Annotated in this window: 17 protein-coding genes; 9 read left to right on the top strand and 8 right to left on the bottom strand. The window is 54.4% G+C overall.

Translation table 11 applies throughout. From position 1 onward, the window contains the following. Window positions 1–16 precede the first annotated feature (16 nt). Complete coding sequence (locus ACFOSS_RS12410; RefSeq protein WP_377152955.1) at window positions 17–424, bottom strand: H-NS family histone-like protein; 408 nt, start codon at window positions 422–424, stop codon at window positions 17–19. A 659-nt stretch (window positions 425–1,083) separates the two neighbouring features. Between ACFOSS_RS12410 and ACFOSS_RS12405 the strand changes: the two genes are divergently transcribed. Beyond that, window positions 1,084–2,013, top strand: a complete 930-nt coding sequence (locus ACFOSS_RS12405) for a hypothetical protein (RefSeq protein ID WP_377152953.1) — start codon at window positions 1,084–1,086, stop codon at window positions 2,011–2,013. A 292-nt stretch (window positions 2,014–2,305) separates the two neighbouring features. Here the strand turns inward: ACFOSS_RS12405 and ACFOSS_RS12400 are convergent, their stop codons facing one another. Together ACFOSS_RS12400 and ACFOSS_RS12395 are read right to left on the bottom strand one after the other, a co-directional pair. Further along, a complete protein-coding gene (locus tag ACFOSS_RS12400) occupies window positions 2,306–2,713 on the bottom strand; it encodes an H-NS family histone-like protein (protein WP_377152951.1) in 408 nt (135 codons plus the stop codon). 437 nt (window positions 2,714–3,150) lie between these two features. Beyond that, window positions 3,151–4,122 (bottom strand): GlxA family transcriptional regulator, encoded by a 972-nt coding sequence (locus tag ACFOSS_RS12395; RefSeq protein ID WP_377152949.1) that lies wholly within the window; start codon window positions 4,120–4,122, stop codon window positions 3,151–3,153. Between the two features lie 220 nt (window positions 4,123–4,342). On the opposite strand from ACFOSS_RS12395, the gene ACFOSS_RS12390 reads away from it, so the two are divergent. Continuing rightward, window positions 4,343–4,807: a DUF3465 domain-containing protein gene (locus tag ACFOSS_RS12390; protein WP_377152947.1), complete on the top strand. Its 465-nt coding sequence runs from the start codon at window positions 4,343–4,345 to the stop codon at window positions 4,805–4,807. Window positions 4,808–4,889: 82 nt separating this feature from the next. Here the strand turns inward: ACFOSS_RS12390 and ACFOSS_RS12385 are convergent, their stop codons facing one another. Continuing rightward, window positions 4,890–5,438, bottom strand: coding sequence for an NADPH-dependent FMN reductase (locus ACFOSS_RS12385; protein WP_377152945.1), 549 nt, complete (start codon window positions 5,436–5,438; stop codon window positions 4,890–4,892). A gap of 142 nt (window positions 5,439–5,580) precedes the next feature. Then, the gene (locus tag ACFOSS_RS12380; protein ID WP_377152943.1) at window positions 5,581–6,024 is read right to left on the bottom strand and encodes a universal stress protein; all 444 of its coding nucleotides are present in this window, start codon (window positions 6,022–6,024) and stop codon (window positions 5,581–5,583) included. Window positions 6,025–6,984: 960 nt separating this feature from the next. Here ACFOSS_RS12380 and ACFOSS_RS12375 point away from each other — a divergent pair. Next, complete coding sequence (locus tag ACFOSS_RS12375; protein ID WP_377152941.1) at window positions 6,985–8,664, top strand: methyl-accepting chemotaxis protein; 1,680 nt, start codon at window positions 6,985–6,987, stop codon at window positions 8,662–8,664. Here ACFOSS_RS12375 and ACFOSS_RS12370 read toward each other — a convergent pair. After that, complete coding sequence (locus tag ACFOSS_RS12370; protein ID WP_377152939.1) at window positions 8,647–10,053, bottom strand: EAL domain-containing protein; 1,407 nt, start codon at window positions 10,051–10,053, stop codon at window positions 8,647–8,649. The two genes, ACFOSS_RS12375 and ACFOSS_RS12370, sit on opposite strands and share 18 nt — an antisense overlap. A gap of 371 nt (window positions 10,054–10,424) precedes the next feature. Between ACFOSS_RS12370 and ACFOSS_RS12365 the strand changes: the two genes are divergently transcribed. The 4 genes from ACFOSS_RS12365 to ACFOSS_RS12350 all read left to right on the top strand — a co-directional run bounded on the left by ACFOSS_RS12365 (window position 10,425) and on the right by ACFOSS_RS12350 (window position 13,974). Beyond that, complete coding sequence (locus tag ACFOSS_RS12365; RefSeq protein ID WP_377152937.1) at window positions 10,425–10,946, top strand: glycine zipper 2TM domain-containing protein; 522 nt, start codon at window positions 10,425–10,427, stop codon at window positions 10,944–10,946. Between the two features lie 232 nt (window positions 10,947–11,178). Next, entirely contained in the window at window positions 11,179–11,697 is a 519-nt protein-coding gene (locus ACFOSS_RS12360; RefSeq protein WP_377152935.1) for an Hcp family type VI secretion system effector, read from the top strand. Next, on the top strand, window positions 11,669–11,986 hold the full coding sequence (locus ACFOSS_RS12355; protein WP_377152933.1) for a PAAR domain-containing protein: 318 nt from the start codon (window positions 11,669–11,671) through the stop codon (window positions 11,984–11,986). The genes ACFOSS_RS12360 and ACFOSS_RS12355 overlap by 29 nt, the downstream gene beginning before the upstream one ends. Then, window positions 11,983–13,974, top strand: a complete 1,992-nt coding sequence (locus tag ACFOSS_RS12350; protein WP_377152930.1) for a type VI secretion system Vgr family protein — start codon at window positions 11,983–11,985, stop codon at window positions 13,972–13,974. The genes ACFOSS_RS12355 and ACFOSS_RS12350 overlap by 4 nt, the downstream gene beginning before the upstream one ends. Window position 13,975: 1 nt before the next feature. On the opposite strand, the gene ACFOSS_RS12345 is transcribed toward ACFOSS_RS12350, so the two are convergent. Continuing rightward, entirely contained in the window at window positions 13,976–16,783 is a 2,808-nt protein-coding gene (locus tag ACFOSS_RS12345) for an insulinase family protein (protein ID WP_377152928.1), read from the bottom strand. 146 nt (window positions 16,784–16,929) lie between these two features. Here ACFOSS_RS12345 and sixA point away from each other — a divergent pair, with 146 nt between their 5' ends. Together sixA and ACFOSS_RS12335 are read left to right on the top strand one after the other, a co-directional pair. Further along, the gene (gene sixA, locus ACFOSS_RS12340) at window positions 16,930–17,385 is read left to right on the top strand and encodes a phosphohistidine phosphatase SixA (RefSeq protein ID WP_377152926.1); all 456 of its coding nucleotides are present in this window, start codon (window positions 16,930–16,932) and stop codon (window positions 17,383–17,385) included. 140 nt (window positions 17,386–17,525) lie between these two features. Next, window positions 17,526–17,729: a DUF1107 domain-containing protein gene (locus ACFOSS_RS12335; RefSeq protein WP_377152924.1), complete on the top strand. Its 204-nt coding sequence runs from the start codon at window positions 17,526–17,528 to the stop codon at window positions 17,727–17,729. Window positions 17,730–17,788: 59 nt separating this feature from the next. Here the strand turns inward: ACFOSS_RS12335 and ACFOSS_RS12330 are convergent, their stop codons facing one another. Further along, complete coding sequence (locus ACFOSS_RS12330) at window positions 17,789–19,474, bottom strand: aspartate:alanine antiporter (RefSeq protein ID WP_377152922.1); 1,686 nt, start codon at window positions 19,472–19,474, stop codon at window positions 17,789–17,791. Window positions 19,475–19,506 lie beyond the last annotated feature (32 nt).

Below are 19,506 nucleotides of genomic sequence, written 5' to 3'. Positions count from 1 at the left end.
CACCAGTCAGCCGGAATTAAATCAGGAAATCTTCCAGCTTCTTGCCTTGTTCTTCGATAGCACGACGGATCGGGGTCGGCTGACGGCCTTGGCCAGTCCAGGTGCGCTCTTCACCGTTCTCGTCGGTGTAGCGGTACTTGGCCGGACGCGGAGCCCGCTTGCTGGTGCCGGTAGCGGCAGGGGCTTCGGCACTGCCCATCAGCTCGGTGACGTCGATGCCATCGGCCTTCATCATTTCGATGTATTGGCGCACCTTCTCGGCATGGGCTTCACGTGCTTGCTGTTCCAGCTCTTTTTGCTGGCGCAGCTCGGCGATGACAGAAGTCAGCTTAGCCAGCCCTTCTTCGAGTTGTTCCAGCGTCAAATCTTTAGCGACGGCTTTGAGGCTGCGGTAGTTCAGCAGGACCTTGATGAAATCGGACATGATAATTCCTTTATAAAAATGAGTAGGGTTTGGTGATAAAAACACCGGCTACGCCTCTATTATCAGGCTGGATTTTAGAGGGGTTTATTTGATAACTCAATAATCCATCTCGACTGAAAACGGAATAAATGAAGGCGCAGAGAATAAAATTGTGACCCTGATGGCGGAATATTATCGATAAACACCGACAGTACACATGTTATAAACAGATATTACCCCTTGGAACAGTAATCTGACTCAAAGGAGTATATCTGCGCTAATCCAGTGCAGATTCAGCAGCACGGCAAGCCAGGGACTAGCAGCCGGAGGTAACGCGAACTGCTAGTAGTGAGGTAACGTATTTTCAATACAGCGATAATCAGCGCAATAATTAGCTTGTATCAGGCCGACAAGTAAAAGCTGTTTGTTGCGTTACAGGCTCCAACGCAAGAATGTCCGGGTGATGGCCCGCTATCGATTTTGAACAAGCGGCTAACCTGGCGCGGAGAATATTTCCGCGGTGGCGGGCTTGTACTTTCCGGGCGGTACAGGCTTACCTGAATGACCTGGAAGCAGGTTCCTCCATGGTTTGTCGCGGGCATGCACCGCTTATTGCTTATCGCTTATCGCATATTGGTATTAGTATTAAAGCGCTTTTATCTTTTCACCATGAGGGGCCTATGGTGCGACATAGAAGGCGGCTCTGGCTACCCGTGCTGATGTTGTTGCTATCCCACAGTGGATATGCCAGCGAATCCATTCTCCAAAAACAGGCTAATGCTGCCATCTCATTGATGACATTTACCGTGACACCGGATATTACGGCCAGCAATCTGAGCATCAATGATAACAGCTCAGGGAAAACCGATTTGTTACTCTCACAATTTGGCGGTGGCGCAACGCTTGACGATGAATATCCGATCTATCTGGAAGGTAATGTTGGTTTCAGCCGTTACGATCCAAGCTTTTTGATAAGAGACGAGGGTGAGGGTGTAGAGATACCGACACGCTGGAATACGCTGTCCGTATCAGGAGGGCTGGGCTGGGATATGCGCGTCTATTCCGATTGGGTGTTGCGTCCGATTGTTAATGTCGCGCTTGGCACTGTTGCAAGCGATATCAGGATTGCCGACTGGATTTTTGACCAGTATCGCACGACGGATAGCAGTTTTTTGGATAGTGGACGCCTCAATACCTTTGGCTTGGGTGGCGCTCTGATGCTGGATTACGAATCTTACTCGGATAAACAGGATATCGATGTAGAAATGCGGTATTCCTATATTCACCTGCAGAGTTTTGGTAGTACCAGTACCGTTGTAAAGGGAGAGGCCAACGCGGAAAATCTCGGTCTCTACCTGCGACGCCGAGCCCCAACCGGTCTTGAACTGTTATCGCGCCCATTACGCTATGTGCTGGAAGGTGCCAGAACTGAGTATTTTGGTACGCAACGCGGCCTGCTGGGATTCAATGCGCTTAATTCACTTGGTCTTGGTGTTGAGGTAGATAGCAGCAAGTATGATATTTGGATTACGCGGACCAGGCTGGTTGGCCGATATATGTTTGGTGAAAACACATCAGGTTATTCTATTGGACTGGCGGTCAGTTTCTGATCGCACTGGCCTTTTCGGCACAGCATCAGGCTGAGCATGCGCTGTTCTTCTGCGCCTATTGCCGATGTCATGAACGATGCTGGTTGACCATCGACGATAAATGGCTACGGTGGCGTATATCATCGCCGTATTCGAATGGTTGTGTGTTGTGTGCCTGGTTGCACTACGCCGAATTATGGCGCTTTAGGCGTCAGCAACGATGGCGCCGTTTATTGCAGGGACGAGCTGGAGTGCGCATAAAAAATCCCGAAACAGGGGCACCGTTTCGGGATTGAAAAACAGAAGTTCGAAATTAAATCAGGAAATCTTCGAGCTTCTTGCCTTGTTCTTCGATAGCGCGACGGATCGGCGATGGCTGACGGCCTTGGCCGGTCCAGGTGCGCTCTTCACCATTCTCGTCGGTGTAGCGGTATTTTGCCGGACGCGGAGCACGTTTGCTGGCGCCGGTTGCGACCGGAGCTTCAACCGTGCCCATTAACTCGGTGACATCAATGCCATCAGCCTTCATCATGGCGATGTACTGACGGACTTTCTCGGCGTGGGCTTCACGAGCTTGTTGTTCCTGCTCTTTTTGCTGGCGCAACTCGTCAATGACAGACGTCAGTTTAGCCAGACCTTCTTCGAGTTGTTCCAGCGTCAAATCTTTAGCGACGGCTTTGAGGCTGCGAATGTTCAGCAGGACCTTGATAAAATCAGACATGATATTTCCTTGGTATTATCAATTATCGAAACCTGATTCGTATCAGGCCGGCTAGGATACTTAAACAGTTTTTGATTCTATGGCGTTTTGGCGAACAACTCAATAATAGATTCCGGCGTTTGGATATTCTATGAGCGACGCGACATATATTTGTGATCACGTTGACTAAGCGCTGATAGGCGCAATTTCTCCCGTTATGTATATACAGCGTTGTAGTGTCATGGGATTGGATGTTGGTGTTAGCTAAATAGCTGTTCCGAATAGTAGACCATTCACGACATTGACTGCGGTAGCGCTAAGCTGACCCTTTACGCCAGGGATAGCACTGTGGAGCCTTCATGGATGGGTTTACGGCATGTCAGCGTGTTTCCTTGTCGATGCAGCGCTATTAGGCTCGGCTATTTAGCGCATGCTAGTTTTTGTCAATTAACACCGGCCTATTCTGTCGCACGAAAAGTTTGCCGCCAGGCTTGCGGGCTGAGTGAAAAGCGTAGTTTGAAGTGATGACGAAACAGGCGCGTATTGGCAAAGCCGACGCATTCGGCGATCTCATCAATTGACATGTGACTGTTCTCCAGCAGAGTACAACTTTGTTGCAGCCGCGCATCAATTAGCCATGTTGTCAGACTCTTTCCGGTCGCCATAAAAAAATGGCGTGTAAAACTTCGCCGACTCATGGCACAACGCGCCGCCAGATGATCTATTCGCTGCGAAGAAGCCAAATGCTGGTGTAAATAATCCAGCAATTGATTGATGCGGCTATCTTGAGTCGTTGTGGCCACGGGTTGCTGAATAAACTGTGCCTGATCCCCCTCGCGGTGTGGGGATACCACCATCAGGCGTGCCAATTGATTGGCAACATGGCTGCCATGGTATCGTCGTACCAGATTCAGGCAGCAATCCAGCGCCGCGGCGGTGCCTGCCGAGGTGGTGAGGTTATCCGTTTCTATATACAGCGCATGACTATTCAGCTTTACGCCGGGAAACCGTCGCAGGAAATCATCGCTAGCCAGCCAGTGAGTCGTAGCTGAGCGTGCGTCAAGCAAGCCGGCATACGCTAAGGCATAGGCGCCATAACAGAGTCCAACCAGATGCGTGCCATTGGCATGTGCCTGTTGTAATACGGCAGTCAATGCGGGTGTTGGCGCCACCGAAATATCAGCCCAACCAGGAATAATCACCATGTCGTACTGAGCGAGCTGTTCAAATGTCCCATCCGCATGAATGGAAACGGCCGGGCCGGCTTGAATGTCACTCCCTGTAGTCGATAGCAGTGCGAGATGGAATAGGCGCTCGCCATCGAGCGGCGTATTGAATAAGGCGTACGGCACCGCGAAATGGAAAGGTGATATTCCCGGGTAGATCAATATGGCGACATGCGGTAGCTGCGTCTTGCAGGATGGGGTCACAATAAGGTCTGCATTGGGTGGAGGTGCCATTATTCTTGGTGCTAATGCCGCGCACGACAACTCAGAACGGCTATTTCTGTGTTGTCGGTAAATAAATTGCAGCCTGAACTCGTATCACCGTTATCAGGTGACAATAAACAGAGATTACGTAGAAAAGCGCATGGCAACGCATGTCCGCTGCTGTATTCAGGTAATATGATGCCGATAACGAGGAGTGTTTATGAATAGAAAAGTGGTCTACGTCGTTGCGGTTGTCGCGCTGATGGCTTTAGGTTGCATAGGTGTTAAGTGGATTCGGCAGCAGGCGGTGGTGGCGGCCCAGAATGCGCCCTGGCGTCAGTTGGCCAAGAAGGATGAACAGCGGTTGCTGGAGGCCTACCAGAAGCGTCAGCAGCACGTCCAGGTCGCGGTGACCGGCCGGGTCATCAAACTGTTGCCGGATCACGAGAATCGACCACGGCATCAGCGCTTTCTCATCGAAGTGGGTAATGGCATGACGCTACAGGTTGCGCATAACCTGGATTTGGCTCCACGCGTCCCGGGTTTGGAATATGGCAATCAGATTTCAGCCGCTGGCGAGTATAGCTGGAATGAACAAGGCGGCGTCTTGCTCTGGACGCATCGTGATAAGGAGGGACAGCACCCCGACGGTTGGTTGGAATTTAACGGCGTACGCTATCAGTAGAGCGGCTTGCCGCAGATTGCCAATGCCCTCTGCAGCAAGGGTTGTCTTGACGTTGCTGACATATCAGCCTGCGTGGCGCTGGTTATTTTTGTAGTTGTCGAACCCATACGGCCAAGGCTTGCAGCTGATTGCGCAGAGCCTCGCGCAAGGTCTCATCGATAAGGTTGCCCTGGTCATCAAAGCCCCCGGTAAAGGCGTTTGCGAAAAATTCCGGCTTATTCAACGGATGCAAGTCGAGAAAGACACAGACCTGACGCAGATGATACTGGGCCCTGGATGTCCCCATGCCGCCACCTGCGCCCATAATGGCGACGGCCTTGCCGGCGAGTAACCGGTTGTCCGGCTCGCGGGAGGCCCAGTCAAGAATGTTCTTCAGTGCTGGTGCCATGGAGTAGTTGTATTCCGGGCAGGCGAGCAGCAACCCATCCGCCTGCGCCAGCTGCGAAAATACCCGCTGCACTGAGGGCGGCGGAGTGGTCACGTCGGCATTGTAAAACGGGATATCAGACAGATCCGCCAGCTCAAGCACTGTGTCCGCTGGCAGTAGCGATTGGGCGGCTCTGAGTAATCCTTTGTTGGTCGAGCGGGTGCGCAAACTGCCGGCAATACCAAGAAGTTTCAACTCTGACATGACGAGAACTCCTGTTTAATGAGATAGGGAACCTTATTAGCAATAGCCGGAAACAGGCTGCGGTCAAGTTCGTCGCCCTGGCCTGAGCTTGCATGGGCGTGTGTCACCCACCACAGCGCGCGAAGTGGCGAAAGCCGAATAGCTACTCTGTTTTGGGGATCACGCAAACCAACACGCTACAAGGCGACTCGGATAACAGCGATTGACCGACAGAGCCACGCCACCAGCGGGCCAGAGTACTTTGCTCGCGATGACCGACGACGATTAAATCCGCCTGACAGCGTCGTGCCTGAGCCACAATCTCCTCGACCGGTTGTCCACGACGGACTATCCCTGTCACGCTCAAGCCCTGGTCGCGCAAGGCGTATTCTCCGTCCTGTAATACCTGACTGACCTCTTCGTGTTCATGTTGCAATAATTCGCCAGAAGGGTAGACCGACTCAGCGAGCGCTATATCGGCGGCATTGGCAATCACGGCCACCAACTGGACATGTGCACCGCAGGCAATTGCCATCTCGGCCCCCTGTTTTAGCGCTTCACGGCCGTCCAGGCTGCCGTCATAAGCCAAGACAATATTCTTGTACATATTCGCTCCTGTCGCAGATGCCGATAACACTATGTTGAATAGCACTATCTGCGGCCGGCCTCTAATAGGTGTAACGATGAATGACACATATTTCACATATTGTGAAACATGGTAGACAAATGAATGAGAACTGCATCTTTGGTCGCAGAAAATAAAATTATCCTTGCTGCAAGGATGAGCGGGAGTAGCAAGATGAAAGACCGAAGCAGGAATATATGCGCATCCCTCGGTGTGATGAGAATAGCGCCTGGCTATTCAGGATGAAACTGCGTCATGATTATCGATGCCATTGTGCATCAAGAATATAGGCGCAGAAGCTGAATATAAGCGAGAGGGCTGGCTGGCGCGGTCGTCAGAGTGTGATAGCGGCTGGCGACACGCTCGGGGGGACGCAGGAAAAAACAGCTCATAAATCAACTGACCGGGAGGCACCAGTTGACATGCTGTGAACCTATACACATGAACACTACCGTATTGTTTCTGCCCTGGGGGCGCTGTTTGCACTGCCCGGACAACATCATGAGTCATCTTCTATTTGAAACTGCTATTTAGGTGCCGAGAGATCTCGATGGTGCTGTGCATGGAGCCAGATTTTGCAATCATGATTTATATGCAACCATTTTGCATTTTTACCATTGATAAATCGGGGTAACAAGCGGTTGAACAAGCATCATGCGTTAGCAAAGCATATGAAATAATGTATCAGTATTGTAACGGGGGAAATAAAGTCTCGAGCGAGCCTTGTCGTGTGCCTAGGGTATTTTTAGAGTGACACTATGATATTCAATCAAATTGTACTTTCTTTGTTATTTGTTGGTTAATAAGCGCTGGCGTAAAGTCGGTCACGAAGGGCTTGTTTATAAGTTTATCAAAAGAGTGTTGTATTTAGAGGTTCGCTGTTTATACAATCCGCGCCGCCAATAACGGCCATAAAAAATGGGTTACATGATGGATGGTATAATGTCGTTACCAGCAGCCTCATTCGAGCAAGAACGCCAGCCTGCAACGGTAATTGCCTGGTTCAGCCGTTTTAAATTTGGCACCAAGATGAATCTGTTGGCCGTGTTGATGCTACTGCTGTTTCTTGGCGGTGCATTATTCAATGCACTGGCTGCCAAGGACTCGGTCCAGCTGTCGCTGGAGGAGGGATTACAGAACCAGGTTAACAGCTATGCGGCTCTCTTGATCGCCAGTCAACGACGCGAGTCTGGCGAGGGCTTTGCGACCTATGCCCGCAACTTGTTGGATGCGGCGCGTTGGGGAGAAAATCAGTCCGGTTACCTGTTTTTGACCGATCGAACCGGCCGGTTCGTGGCCTACCCACCGAAACCTGAATTGCTGGGGCAGCGGCCTCCCGCCACTGTGGTGGCCGAGACGGGACGTGATATCACCGAATCTTTTGCCGATGTGGCGGCCACAGGCACCCCACGGCTGATTCACTACCGCTATATCAAACCTGGTAGCGGAGAAGTACAGAACAAGGCGACCTATCTGGTTGCGGTGGGGGACTATGTGTTGGGGGCCGGTCTGTATCTGGATGCCGCAGATGTGGCGTTCGAAGAGTATGTCTGGAGTAGCCTCGGTCAGGTGTTGATCATCACGCTGGCGATGATGACGCTGGTGCAACTGGTGGGTCGGGGCGTCAGCCACCAGGTGCGGTTGTCACTCGGCAGCTTGCGTCGGATTACGGATCGTATTCTCGATCAAGGGGTTGCGGTGTGGGGTAATGATGAGTTCGCGGCTATCAACCGTGAACTGGAACAAACCCGTCAGCATCTGGCACACCTGCTGTTCCAGCAGCGCAGCAGTGCGCAGATGGTTGCTGCGGCCTCATTGCAAATGGACAGTGGTGTCCTGCAGGTCACTGCGGCGATTCATGAGCAACAAGGGCGCCTGAACGAATTGGCGTCGGCCATGGAACAGATGAGCTCTTCAGTGCAGGAGGTGGCGGTTCAGGCCAATCGGTGTGCCGGGGATACCCGTCATGCGGCACAGAGTGTCACCGAAGGGGAGCAGGAAGTTGGTCGCGCGATCCACTCCATGCAGGCGCTGACGGTGGAATTGAACCACTGTGCAGAGGGCATTGGCGCGGTAAAGCAACAGGTGTCAGCCATTTCTCAAGTGGTGGATGCGATCAATAGCATCTCCGAACAGACCAACTTGCTGGCGCTCAATGCTGCCATTGAGGCGGCTCGCGCGGGTAGCTATGGCCGGGGGTTTGCGGTGGTAGCAGATGAAGTGCGACAGCTGGCCAGCCGTACCCAGACGGCGACCAAGGATATCGCGGTCATGATTGGCCGCCTGCAAGACAATACCGATGAAGCCGTATCCCGAATGAATTATGCGGTTAATCAGGCGCAGGTGGCGGCCAATGAAGCAGGTTCGGCGAATCAGGAGTTCAGCCGGATTGCCAGTCAGACGCAGAACCTGATGCAGGGAACCGAATTGATCGCCACCTCCGCCGAGGAGCAAAGTCAGGTTTCACAACAGGTGACGGCAGCCTTGCTGGCCATCCGTCATGCCGTGGATGAGACGGCACAAGTGCTTGAGGAGTTGACGATCGCCGGTCGTTCACTGGCTGATGAGGCGCAAGGGCTCGAGCAACAGGTAGAACGCTATCGTCTACCCGCGCGTGACTGACGAACGAGGGTGCGCAACGTTCGTGCTGTTGGGCAGTTGCCATTTTAGCAGTTCATTTATGGGCATGGGTCTGGCGAAGACATAGCCCTGTATCAGGTGGACTCCGAGTTCCCCGAGCAGCCTGACCTGCTCGGGGCTTTCGACGCCTTCAGCGATCATCTGCATTGTGGTTTGATGACCAAACGAGATGATGCCATGCAGCAGTGTTTGCGAGCCCTCTTCGGTCAGGTGATCGACAAACATCTTGTCAATCTTGATCTGCTGGATATTCAAGCGTTGCAGATAGGCAAATCCACCGTATCCAGTACCAAAGTCATCCAGTTTGAAGTCATATCCCCGCGCCATCAGCGCGCTGAGGTGTAGCAGCGCCTGCTTGAAATCCTGTATCGGTTTGCGTTCTGTCAGCTCAAAACAGATGCGCTCCGGTTGCGGCCAATGGAGTCGTGCCAGCAGTGTCTCAAGAAAAACCCCTTCAACATGAATGGCGGAGATATTGATGCTGACCCAGGTTTTGGGGGGGAGTAACGGCAGGTCCTGCAATACCTGCTCCATTAGCTGCTCGGTGATCGGAATGATCAGTTGGCTGTCTTCCGCTGCATCGATGAACTCAGACGGTGAAACCCATTTACGCCCCTTTTCCCGCCAGCGAATGAGCACTTCGTAACCGACGACCTGCTGCTTTGCCGCATCGACTATGGGTTGGTAGTAAGGGGTAAACTCTCTGCGTTGCAGGGCTTTTTTTAGTCGCTGTGGCATCGCGTATGCCAGTTTGCGCCAATGCCAGTACAGTGTCGCCAGTCCCAGCCCACAAAGCAGCGACAATGGCAAGATCCACTCGAACAGACGCTGCTGCCACTGTCTCATTAGCCGTTCGCCAGCCCAGAGTTCGATACTGACCCCGGTCTGTTGATCTTCAAAACGCAGGCGCTGCGCATGGGGTTCCCGTTCGATGCTGGCATCGCCAAACTGAGAGTGCAGCCCGGATGCGAGATGGTGTATCACGCCATGAAACAGAGTGCGGTCTCCATTGGCCAGCATGGACATGGACCAACCACCATTCAAAACCCAGTAGACCAGATTCCCGTCCTGATTATGCAGTACCACCAGCTCCTGACGGCTATCAAATTCGGCGGCCGTGGTGGTGATATGAAAGCCGTCGCTGAGTTGATGCTGGGTAAGCAGCGGAGGAAATAACGACTGGCCAATTGACGAGCAGCGACTGCCATCCTTGCCCATGATACCGATGACGCGAATATAGAGGTTATGACTCTCCGGTGAGCGCAGCAGGCGGATATCTCCACCGCTGCAATCGTAATGCAGCCGCGGCAACAGCATACGGGCACTCTGCGTCAGCTCTGCGCGTCGGGCGTGGAAATTCTCAACCAGCATACTCATTTTTCTGTTGAGGTCGAAACTCACGGCCAAACGCGTCAGAGCTGGTAACAGCAGACTGCTCAGCAGAAAAGGCAGTAAAAAAAGCAGTAACAGTTGCCAGCGGTTACGCCAAACGATGGAGAGGCGGCTGTTAATCATCATGCGGCCAGAATAGAGGTCAACCGGAGCAACCAGTGTATACGGAGTGGCGCCATTTAAAGCGTGTCAGGCTCCGCATGGCGAGCATATTTTTGTCTGGTAGCTATTGTGCTGCGCAGGATTTTAAACGCCGGCTAAACCGCTTGTCGATTCCACTATTCAGTACCAATGCGCATGCTAGATTGCGGTTGAGACGGGAAAAATCCCATTTAACGGAGCACAACATCATGCCGAACAGGATAGGAAAAACCTGGTTGTTGATCGCCGGAGTGATCGCGATGCCGGCATTGGCGAGCCAGGACTTGAATACGGCCTTGGGGGGCGCAGCGGCGGGGGTTGCCGGGACCATTATCGGACAACAGATGGGTGGCCAGACGGGGGCGTTGGCGGGCGCAGCCATCGGTGGTGCGGTTGGTAGTGCCGCAACGACCAAGCATGGCCGCCGCAACGAAGCGGCCTTAGGGGGCGCTATCGGCGCCTTGAGTGGTGCCGCATTAGGCCAGCAGGTAGGCGGGGAAAATGGACAGTTGCTGGGGGCCGGTATCGGTGGCGCGGCGGGTGCCGTGCTCGGCGCCAAGACGGGCGATAGTGGCAAGTCTGCCGGAAAGCGTCACTACTATCCGGAGCGTGACGAGCACCATGCACCGCACAAACCCTGGAAGCCGTCATGGCAAAAACCGCATCATCATGAAAATGACTACTATCATCCGCATCCGGGACCGGGCCATCATCGTGGCCATCGCAGATAACATCCCGGCATGACCGCCCGGCGGCAGATCAATATCCAGAATAGGCAACACTGACAAGACCCTTCACCAGAAGGGTCTTGTTGTCTGGCGGCTTGTGCTATTTAGCGCGGACCAGGGTAAAGATCGGCTTGATTGTGCCACGATTTTTCACAACGCATTGAAATCATGATAGTTATTAACTGGCATCGTTTATGTATATCCGGTCTGACATGCAAACAGACAGGAGCAGGACATGCCAACACCTTGTTATATCGCGATTCAGGGCAAGAGCCAGGGCAACATTACCGCAGGGGCCTTCTCTGCCGCCTCAGTCGGTAACATCTATGTGCAGGGCCATGAAGATGAAATGCTGGTACAGGCGTTTGAACATACGGTTACCGTCCCGACGGATCCACAATCAGGGCAACCAGCAGGTCAACGATCGCATCGGCCGTTTCGCTTCACCGTGGCGCTGAACAAGGCCGTGCCCTTGTTGTATAACGCACTGGCAGCGGGAGAAATGCTGCCCAAGGTGGTGCTGCGCTGGTTCCGTACCTCGGTAGAGGGGCGCCAGGAGCATTTTTTCACCACCGCACTCACCGATGCCACCATCGTGGATATTCAATGCCTGATGCCCCATTGCCAGGATCCCTCGAAGGTGGAATTTACCCAGCTAGTGCAGGTATCACTCTCCTATCGGCGTATTGACTGGGAGCATCTGGCGGCCGGGACCTCGGGCGCGGATGACTGGCGAGCGCCGTTGGAGGCGTAACCCTGTGCCGGCTGTTGTCAGGAAAGGTGATTGGGGACTAGGTCATAGCGGTTACCCGCCTACCCGGGTTATGGATGGCAGCGTGGATGTGTTGATCATGGGGGTTGCCGTTGCCCGGGCGGGTGACGCGCTCGCTGCGCATCGCAAACATAAACACCCTTTGCATGCCAGGATTATTGCAAATGGTGTGCCGAGTGTGCTCGTCAATGGGCGGCCGATCGCGGTCTCCGGCGGTGCGGTCAGTTGTGGCGGCGCCTTGCTGGCAAATGGTCATGTGGAGGCTGGATGAGCAGAGTGTCCGGGTTAGCATTCCGTTTGACGGTCGACGGGCAAGCGGCAGACGCCTGGCAACTGCTCTCATTGTCGGGGTGTGAGCGACTTTCTCAGCCGACGCGTTGGGAGTGGTTAATTGCCGGCCCTCGAGCGGTGTCTGATATCAGCGATTGGCTTGGAAAGTCAGTCTGGCTGGAGATGCATCATCAGGGGCGGATCCAGCGACAGCTGGGCGGGGAAATCCGCGCGCTGCAACGTCTTGCTGAGGGGCGCTATCTCGCCCGCTTGCGACTGGAGGTGGTGGATCCTCTTGCCCGGTTGGCATTGCGCGATAATTGCCGCATTTTTCAACAGCAGGATGCCCGGCAGATTGTGCGCATCCTGCTGGATGAACATCATTTACCCGCTGCACGTTTTGTGCTGTCCGGCATGCTGCGGCCGCGGGAATATTGCGTGCAATACCACGAAACCGATCTGGCATTTTTACAGCGTCTGCTCAGCGAAGAGGGGTGTGTATTTTATTATGACTGGACCCATCCGCGCCGTCCGCTGGTGATTACCAATTCATTGTCGGTGCTGCAGGATGCGGGCTGCCTGGCCTTCAACCCCCATCCTGCAGCGTGGCAGGATCCTGCGTCTGTCACTGGTTTGACGCGACACTGGCTACAACCGACCGAGTTGACGCGGTTGCGACACTACCATTATTTGCAGCCCACCGCGCCAGTGCAGGCGGAGCGTGGTGTCTGTGACTCGACGCGGTTGCACTTCATCTATCCCGGTCTGGCTGAGGATCCGCAGCATGCTGAACAACGCTGTGCCATCTACCATCAGTCTAGGCAGGTGATGACCAACCAGTTGCAGGGTGTCTCCGGGCTGGCCAGCATGCGTCTCGGGTTGAGCTATACCGTGCAGGGTCATTGTGATGGTGAACGAGCATGGCAACTGCTCAGCATCGAGCACACAGCTCAGCAGGCGGCGGCATTGGAGGCAGAACCGCATGAGGGCATGACCAGCTACCACAATCGCTTTACCTTCGTGCCTGCCGACCAGCTTGCCCTCAGTGCGCCGTTAACCCGTCCTGTGATTGCCGGACCACAGAGTGCGCGGGTTGTCGGGCCGCCAGGAGAGGAGATCTACTGTGACGATCAGGGGCGCATCAAGGTGCAGTTCTATTGGGACCAACATGGCCACTACGATGACCATAGCTCCTGCTGGCTACGCGTGGTCCAGCCGCTGGCGGGGGCAGGGTTTGGCAGTCTGACGTTACCTCGGGTGGGGCAAGAGGTGTTGGTGCAATTCCTCGATGGCGATGCGGATCGGCCGGTGATTACCGGTTGTCTATACGATGGTGCCCATCCGCTTCCCTATCCGTTGCCGGAGAACAAGAGCCGAACCGTAATGCGCAGCCACTCTCTTCGAAGTGACGGTTATAACGAACTCAGTTTCGATGATGCGACGGGGCAGGAACAGATCAGACTCAAAGCGGAGCGGGATCTGCAATTGGCTGTCGGGCGCCGTCGCCTCAGCCAGATTGCTGAAGATGACAGTCTGCATGTTGCGGGCAACAGCCGGAGTGCCGTGGCGGGGGATTCCCATCTGCGGGTGGACGGCAACAGCCATCTGCATACCGGCGGAGCCTGGCATCAGCGTGTCGATCAACAACTGGTTCTGCAGTGTGGGCGCGAGGTGTCTGTCAATGGTGGTGGAGATCTGCAACTGCAAGCGGCAGGGGAGATCTGCCTGGAGGCGGGGAAGAGCCTGGTTCTGAAAGTCGGACGCAGTTTTCTGCGGATCAGCCATGACGGCATAACGCTGGTTGCACCGGTGATCCGCTTAAATTCGGGTGGGCAAGAGCGGGCACACGCGGCTGTGCTACCGAGTCCGCCCTTGTCACCTGACGGGATCCAGATGCCCGAGATCCCGCCATTAGCGCCATGGCAACCCGATATCCGCCAGCAGATAGACAGTGTGCTGGCGGTGAGTCCCTATCTGTTCTCGTGCTGACTCACGAGCCTAGATTGCTGAATTTGCGCCTGCTGTTCTGGAATAGCTGCAGGTCAGTAATGAATTCGCCCTCGCAGATGCGCTCCGAGTCCTGATGGGCGTCGCCATAACTGCACAATACCAGGCGATCGGCTTGTGAACTGCGCAGCGAACGCAAGAAGCGGATGAGCTCAGCACGGCTCATCCGGGTGACCGCCTCCGCCACCCGTTCCCGCTGATTAAAGCTAAAGTCGCGGCTGCCGACGCTGACCCAGAGCCGCTGGCTTCGGGTGCGCTGATTGGCATCTTTTTCCAGCAACTGGTTGAGCAGCCCCTGTTTGCTCTCTTGCCAGGTCTGTTCATTGAATTCCATCAACTGCAGATAGAAATCGTCGATGAACAGTTCAATTGCATCAAGCAGTGTCCTTGGACCTGCCACCGGGGATTGCACATAGAGGATCAGCCCGGGGTGGCGGTTGAGTGGCAAATTGCCGGTGCCGACGACATAACCCAGTTGTTGCCGGGTGCGGAGTTCATTGAAAAACGGCGATGACAGCAGGTGATTGGCCAATGTAAAACAGGCAATGTCCTGCGGACTCGGTCGGGGTGACTGGTAGTAGACCAGCACGGCCGAGTCGGCATGGACACAGTTGCGTTCACAGATCTGGGTGCCATGTCCGGCGATATCGATCAGTCGGCGCTGTGTCTCTCGGCTGGGCAAACTCAGCGGCGTCAGTTCCCGCTCCAGTAGCCCGGCAATCATGCGCACATCCTCTTCCAGCCAATCGCCATGTGCCAGAACTTCAAGGTGGACGGCTTTGTACAATTGGCGGACAAACTCGGGCAGTTCTTGATGTGTCGCCCGTTCGAGGTGCGGAATTAACTGCTCGACTGGCGGGTTGTTGGGTTGTAGCACGCTGGTTAGATGGGAAAAGAGCTGCGAGATGGGCCGCCCCTTGTTTTGATTCTGCCAGTTTTGCAGCAACTGTTGCCGGATAATGGCAAACCGGGTCGGATCGACACGGCCGAAGGTGCGATTCTTCAGTATCAGTTCCAGTAGCCGCGGCAGACGGCTGCTAAATCCTGACAACTGTAAGGTGTAGCCTCCCTGATGGGCATAGAGGTCGTAGCTTAAACCGGCAATTTCGGCCGGATAGGTCAACTCATTGAGATGATCGATCAGCAGCTCTACTGTCAGGCGCATCAAGGCGATATGCCGTGGTGAGCGCACGGCGTGCTCGCTATCGACGGCAATATATAGCGAGCCTTTGGGGACCGGATATTCGGCATCGTGCAGATGCCAGACGCGAATGCCACTGCGCTCGATCAGACACTGCGGGATGGCGTGAACATGCTCGACGGGGTGTGCCATCGGGCGATCACAAATAAATGGATTCGGCTCCGGCAGCGTCAGTCCGCTTGGGCACACCGGCGTTTTCCAGCGACGTAGCCAGACGCTCTCTATGGGTTCGACTTTGTAGGGGGTGCCGTACCACTGCGCACTCTTGTCGGTGCTGACCCCTGGTGCAGCTAGCTGGATGCGCATGTTCTCCGGCACCATTAGATCGAGCATCGCCAGGGTTTCTGCCGGGTTGAACCACTCCATCAAGTAATCACCGTTGACGGCATGTTCAGGAGCATAGTGGTGCAGGTTGACCGCCAGATGAGCCACATTATCAATAGGCCGACTGCCCTCCTGGTAGCGGTAGAGCAGCTCCAGTACCGAGCGCTTTTCCTGATAGCGCCATGCCTCAAGTCCTTGCTCGCGGATGAGGGCCAGGTAGGCAAACAACATCTCGACGATGCTGCCTTCATGATGTAGCCCTTCCGGTGTTAGACCAAAGCTGATGGCAAAATCTTTGAAATTACTTCCGCCAACGCCGCTGCCGGCCGAGAGCGTATTGATCCAGCCCTGGTTTCTCAGCCAGGAGAACAGGCTGCCTTTACCCTCATAGCCCAGAAGGTGGCTGATAAATGTCAGGGGTTTGGTGCGATACAAACGTTCTATACCGGGCAAGGCGAACGTGACCACCAGTTTGCGGCTCTCGCGCACGGGCTGGATCTGGATGCGCAGCGCCAAATCCTGTGGCCGATACAGCGGGACATCAATATTGGGTGATGGCAAGGCCCGGTAGGGGATTGCCGAAAAAAAACGCTCCACCCATTGCCACTGCATGGCCAGTGAGTGGGCGGAGTGTATCACCAGGGTCATACGCTCGGCACTGTACTGGTTGCGATAGAAGTCGAGCAGTTCATCGCGGATATCACTGCCATCCCGGTCGCCGAGAGTCTGCCAGTTGCCTACTGAAAACTTGGAGAAGGGGTGCTGCGGATTGACGGTTTCCTTATGCACCTGATAGCTACGCCTGACATCATCAGTCAATTTCAGCCGATATTCGGAGTCGATGGCGTTACGCTCCTTGTCGACCAGTTCGGGCTGGAATGTCGGACAGATAAAAAACTGCGAGAAACGGTGTAAGCCTTCGGCAAAGGCCTGATGTTGCAGATCAAAGTAGTAGTTGGTGAATTCTGTTCCCGTCCAGGCATTGTTACTGCCACCATGACGTGAAATAAAAGCCTGATACTCACCAGGCTCCGGATAGGTCTCGGTGCCAAGAAACAGCATGTGCTCCAGAAAGTGCGCCATCCCCAGCCGCTGTGGCGGATCTTGAAAATGGCCGACGTTGACCGCCAGTGCGGCGGCTGATTTTTCGCAGCGCGGATCTTCAATCAGCAACACGCGTAACTGATTGGTTAGCACATGGTAGGCATAAAGTTTGTGATCATTCGGGCTTTGCTGGATCGTGAGACTCGGCGTCGGAGAAACCATGTGGGGACTCATTTTATTGATCTGCAAGGTTATTATTGACCGCTGCGCCATGGGGTGCAAACCGTTTATGTGCTTTGCCCATTGTGGCTATCTCGGCAACTCAGTAAACTCGCTGTGTTTGAAATCGGTAATGGGAACCGGGATTGATGAAAGTTGTAGTGATGCGTCATGGCGATGCCGTTTTCGGTGCGGACAGCGATGCCAATCGTGCCCTGACTGAGATGGGGCGTCAGCAGTCCCGAGCCATGGCATTGTGGTTGCAGCCCCAATTGTCCGGTGCATTGCGCGTGCTGGTCAGCCCGTATCTAAGGGCCCAGCAGACCTGGCAGACCATTGCTGATCTGTTTCCGCATGCTCAAGTCGAAACAGTGGACGAGCTGGTCCCCCATGGACATGCGGCCAGCGTGGCAGACTTCCTCTGCGCTATCGAGCCAGAGAGTGAGCAATGTCTAATCATCAGTCATTTACCGCTGGTTGGATATCTCGTGGCTTCCTTGTGTCCGGGGGTCAATCCCCCCATGTTTGTGACCTCGGCGATGGTGGGAATAACCCTGACAGCAGGCCGGGGGCAACTGGAATGGCAGCAAGCACCCCAGCGATGACATGAACTGTGATCCTCCCTGCTATTGTGGAACAATCATCTGCGTAAATGTGACAAGGCAGACATTTATCTCAGTTTGAAGGAACTTTTTCGCGTACTCTAGTGTCTACTTTCATGCAGGACACGAAAGGGATACCAATAATGAGAATCTTCAAAAAATACTTGCCACTGATGATTGCCAAGTATGTGAAAACGTTTTTTAAGGGAAGGCTGTATATCCATGGACGGGGTGGATATGAGTTCGAGGGGGGGCAACTGAAACTGCCCAAGCAGGCCGATATGTTGCACAAAACGACGGTCAGCGAAGTGAACTCGACGATTTCACAGTTATCGAAGGCAGCGTAAGCCGATATCAAAACGCAGAAACAAGTATCGAGGGCCGTCATTTGACGGCCCTCTGTCGTTTAGAACCAAAGGCCGAGCATCAAGGCGCCGGCCAGGGTGAGCAACACATTCGCAACCGCATAGGTGCCGGCATAACCCAGTGCGGGAATGGAGCTGTCTGCCAGATGATTGACGACCTCCATGGCCGGTGCCGAGGTGCGTGCGCCTGTGATGGCGCCAAGCAGCAGTGCCGGGTTCATCTTCAGGATATGGATGCCAAACAGGTAACCTACCAGTACGGGGACGACGGCCACCAGGGCACCGACCAGCAGCACCACCCATCCGGTTTCATTTAAATGGCTGGCCAGTCCAGTTCCGGCCTTGAGACCTATGCTGGCCATAAACAGGGTCAGGCCCAGGTCTTTGATAAAGCGCAGGGCACCCGGCGGTATGTAGCCCATGGTGGGATGGGTTGAGCCGAGGTATCCCATTAGGATACCGCCACACAACAGCCCGACGGCATTGCCAATCCCGAATTGGAAGTGTCCAAATACCAGCGAAATACTGCCAATCAGCAGGCCACAGATGAAGAAAGTACTGAAAGCGACCAGATCCGATGCCTGGCTATGAATGCTGATGAAGCCGATGCGGCTGGCGAGCCGCTCGAGGCGATGGCGTTCGCCACTGATCTGCAAGACATCCCCTTTTTGCAGCATGATGTTTCGATCCAGTGGCATTTCAATCTGTGAACGGACAATGCGATTCAGGAAGCAGCCTTTGCCGGTCAGATCCAGCTCTACCAGATAACGACCGACATAGTTGTCGTTCTTGACGACGATCTCTTCCGTCACGATCTGCAGATCCAGCAAGTCACGGTCAAATACCTCTTTCCCGGTCCGATAACTTAGATCCAGTTTTTCGTGACTCTCCGGGTAGCCAAGCAGGGCGATATCGTCACCCTGTTGCAGAACGGTGTTGCCATCGGGGCTGGCGACAATGATACCGTTGCGACGCAAGCGTTCGACGTAGCAGCCGGTATGTGGGTAGATTCCCGTTTCCCGCAGCGAACGGCCATCGATCCAGCGCGCCATTTCCGGGCCGACACGGTAGGCTCGAATAATCGGCAAATAGGTCTTGTGTTGTCCGCCGCCGATGCCCCGTTCGCGCGCTATCTTGTGGCACTCGGCACGCAAGTCGAGGCCGAACAGGGATGGCAGGTAACGAACCAGCATCAGTAGCCCAATCAGCCCAATCATATACGTCAGGGCATAACCAACGCTCATGTTGTCGAGCATGGCGCTGATGCTGGCATTGTGTGGCAGATTGAGATAGCCACTTTGCAAGCTGTCCTGAGCACCGACCAGCGCGGGGGTCGAGGTCAGGGCGCCGGCCAGAATACCGGCAGCCAGGCCTGGGCCCAGGTCAAACAGCGACGCGAACAGGTAGGTCAACAGCATGGCGGTTGCCAGAATGACCAGCGACAAGCTGATATAGCGCAGGCCATCACGCAAGAAGACACTGAAAAAATGTGGCCCGGCCTCGATACCCACGGCGAAGATGAACAGCATGAAGGCGATGTTGCCTGCGGCAGGATTAATCGCGAATCCGAGATGGCCAAACAGCAGGGCGCTACTCATGACGCCAACGGTGTTACCCAGTTGAAAATTACCCAGACGGACTTTACCGAGCAACAAACCGAACACCAACACCATGAAGATCAGCATGACATCGTTCATGTGCAGCATGTTGCTAATATCAAGAATCATATATTTGCGAGGAGGTGGCTAGATATGCTGAC

It is taken from the genome of Pseudaeromonas sharmana (assembly GCF_042649925.1).
Taxonomy (GTDB): domain Bacteria; phylum Pseudomonadota; class Gammaproteobacteria; order Enterobacterales; family Aeromonadaceae; genus Pseudaeromonas; species Pseudaeromonas sharmana.
Note: the sequence above shows the minus strand (reverse complement) of the source record. Positions and strands in the feature narration are given on the sequence as shown.

Excerpts from the sequence above, each read along its gene's own strand:
- ACFOSS_RS12350 (WP_377152930.1), top strand. The coding sequence starts at position 11,983 with ATGAGCAGAGTGTCCGGGTTAGCATTCCGTTTGACGGTCGACGGGCAA.
- ACFOSS_RS12400 (WP_377152951.1), bottom strand. The coding sequence starts at position 2,713 with ATGTCTGATTTTATCAAGGTCCTGCTGAACATTCGCAGCCTCAAAGCC.
- ACFOSS_RS12365 (WP_377152937.1), top strand. The coding sequence starts at position 10,425 with ATGCCGAACAGGATAGGAAAAACCTGGTTGTTGATCGCCGGAGTGATC.
- ACFOSS_RS12375 (WP_377152941.1), top strand. The coding sequence starts at position 6,985 with ATGTCGTTACCAGCAGCCTCATTCGAGCAAGAACGCCAGCCTGCAACG.
- ACFOSS_RS12380 (WP_377152943.1), bottom strand. The coding sequence starts at position 6,024 with ATGTACAAGAATATTGTCTTGGCTTATGACGGCAGCCTGGACGGCCGT.
- ACFOSS_RS12330 (WP_377152922.1), bottom strand. The coding sequence starts at position 19,474 with ATGATTCTTGATATTAGCAACATGCTGCACATGAACGATGTCATGCTG.
- ACFOSS_RS12355 (WP_377152933.1), top strand. The coding sequence starts at position 11,669 with ATGACTGGCGAGCGCCGTTGGAGGCGTAACCCTGTGCCGGCTGTTGTC.
- ACFOSS_RS12370 (WP_377152939.1), bottom strand. The coding sequence starts at position 10,053 with ATGCTGGTTGAGAATTTCCACGCCCGACGCGCAGAGCTGACGCAGAGT.
- ACFOSS_RS12410 (WP_377152955.1), bottom strand. The coding sequence starts at position 424 with ATGTCCGATTTCATCAAGGTCCTGCTGAACTACCGCAGCCTCAAAGCC.
- sixA (WP_377152926.1), top strand. The coding sequence starts at position 16,930 with ATGAAAGTTGTAGTGATGCGTCATGGCGATGCCGTTTTCGGTGCGGAC.
- ACFOSS_RS12405 (WP_377152953.1), top strand. The coding sequence starts at position 1,084 with ATGGTGCGACATAGAAGGCGGCTCTGGCTACCCGTGCTGATGTTGTTG.
- ACFOSS_RS12390 (WP_377152947.1), top strand. The coding sequence starts at position 4,343 with ATGAATAGAAAAGTGGTCTACGTCGTTGCGGTTGTCGCGCTGATGGCT.
- ACFOSS_RS12360 (WP_377152935.1), top strand. The coding sequence starts at position 11,179 with ATGCCAACACCTTGTTATATCGCGATTCAGGGCAAGAGCCAGGGCAAC.
- ACFOSS_RS12385 (WP_377152945.1), bottom strand. The coding sequence starts at position 5,438 with ATGTCAGAGTTGAAACTTCTTGGTATTGCCGGCAGTTTGCGCACCCGC.
- ACFOSS_RS12335 (WP_377152924.1), top strand. The coding sequence starts at position 17,526 with ATGAGAATCTTCAAAAAATACTTGCCACTGATGATTGCCAAGTATGTG.
- ACFOSS_RS12345 (WP_377152928.1), bottom strand. The coding sequence starts at position 16,783 with ATGGTTTCTCCGACGCCGAGTCTCACGATCCAGCAAAGCCCGAATGAT.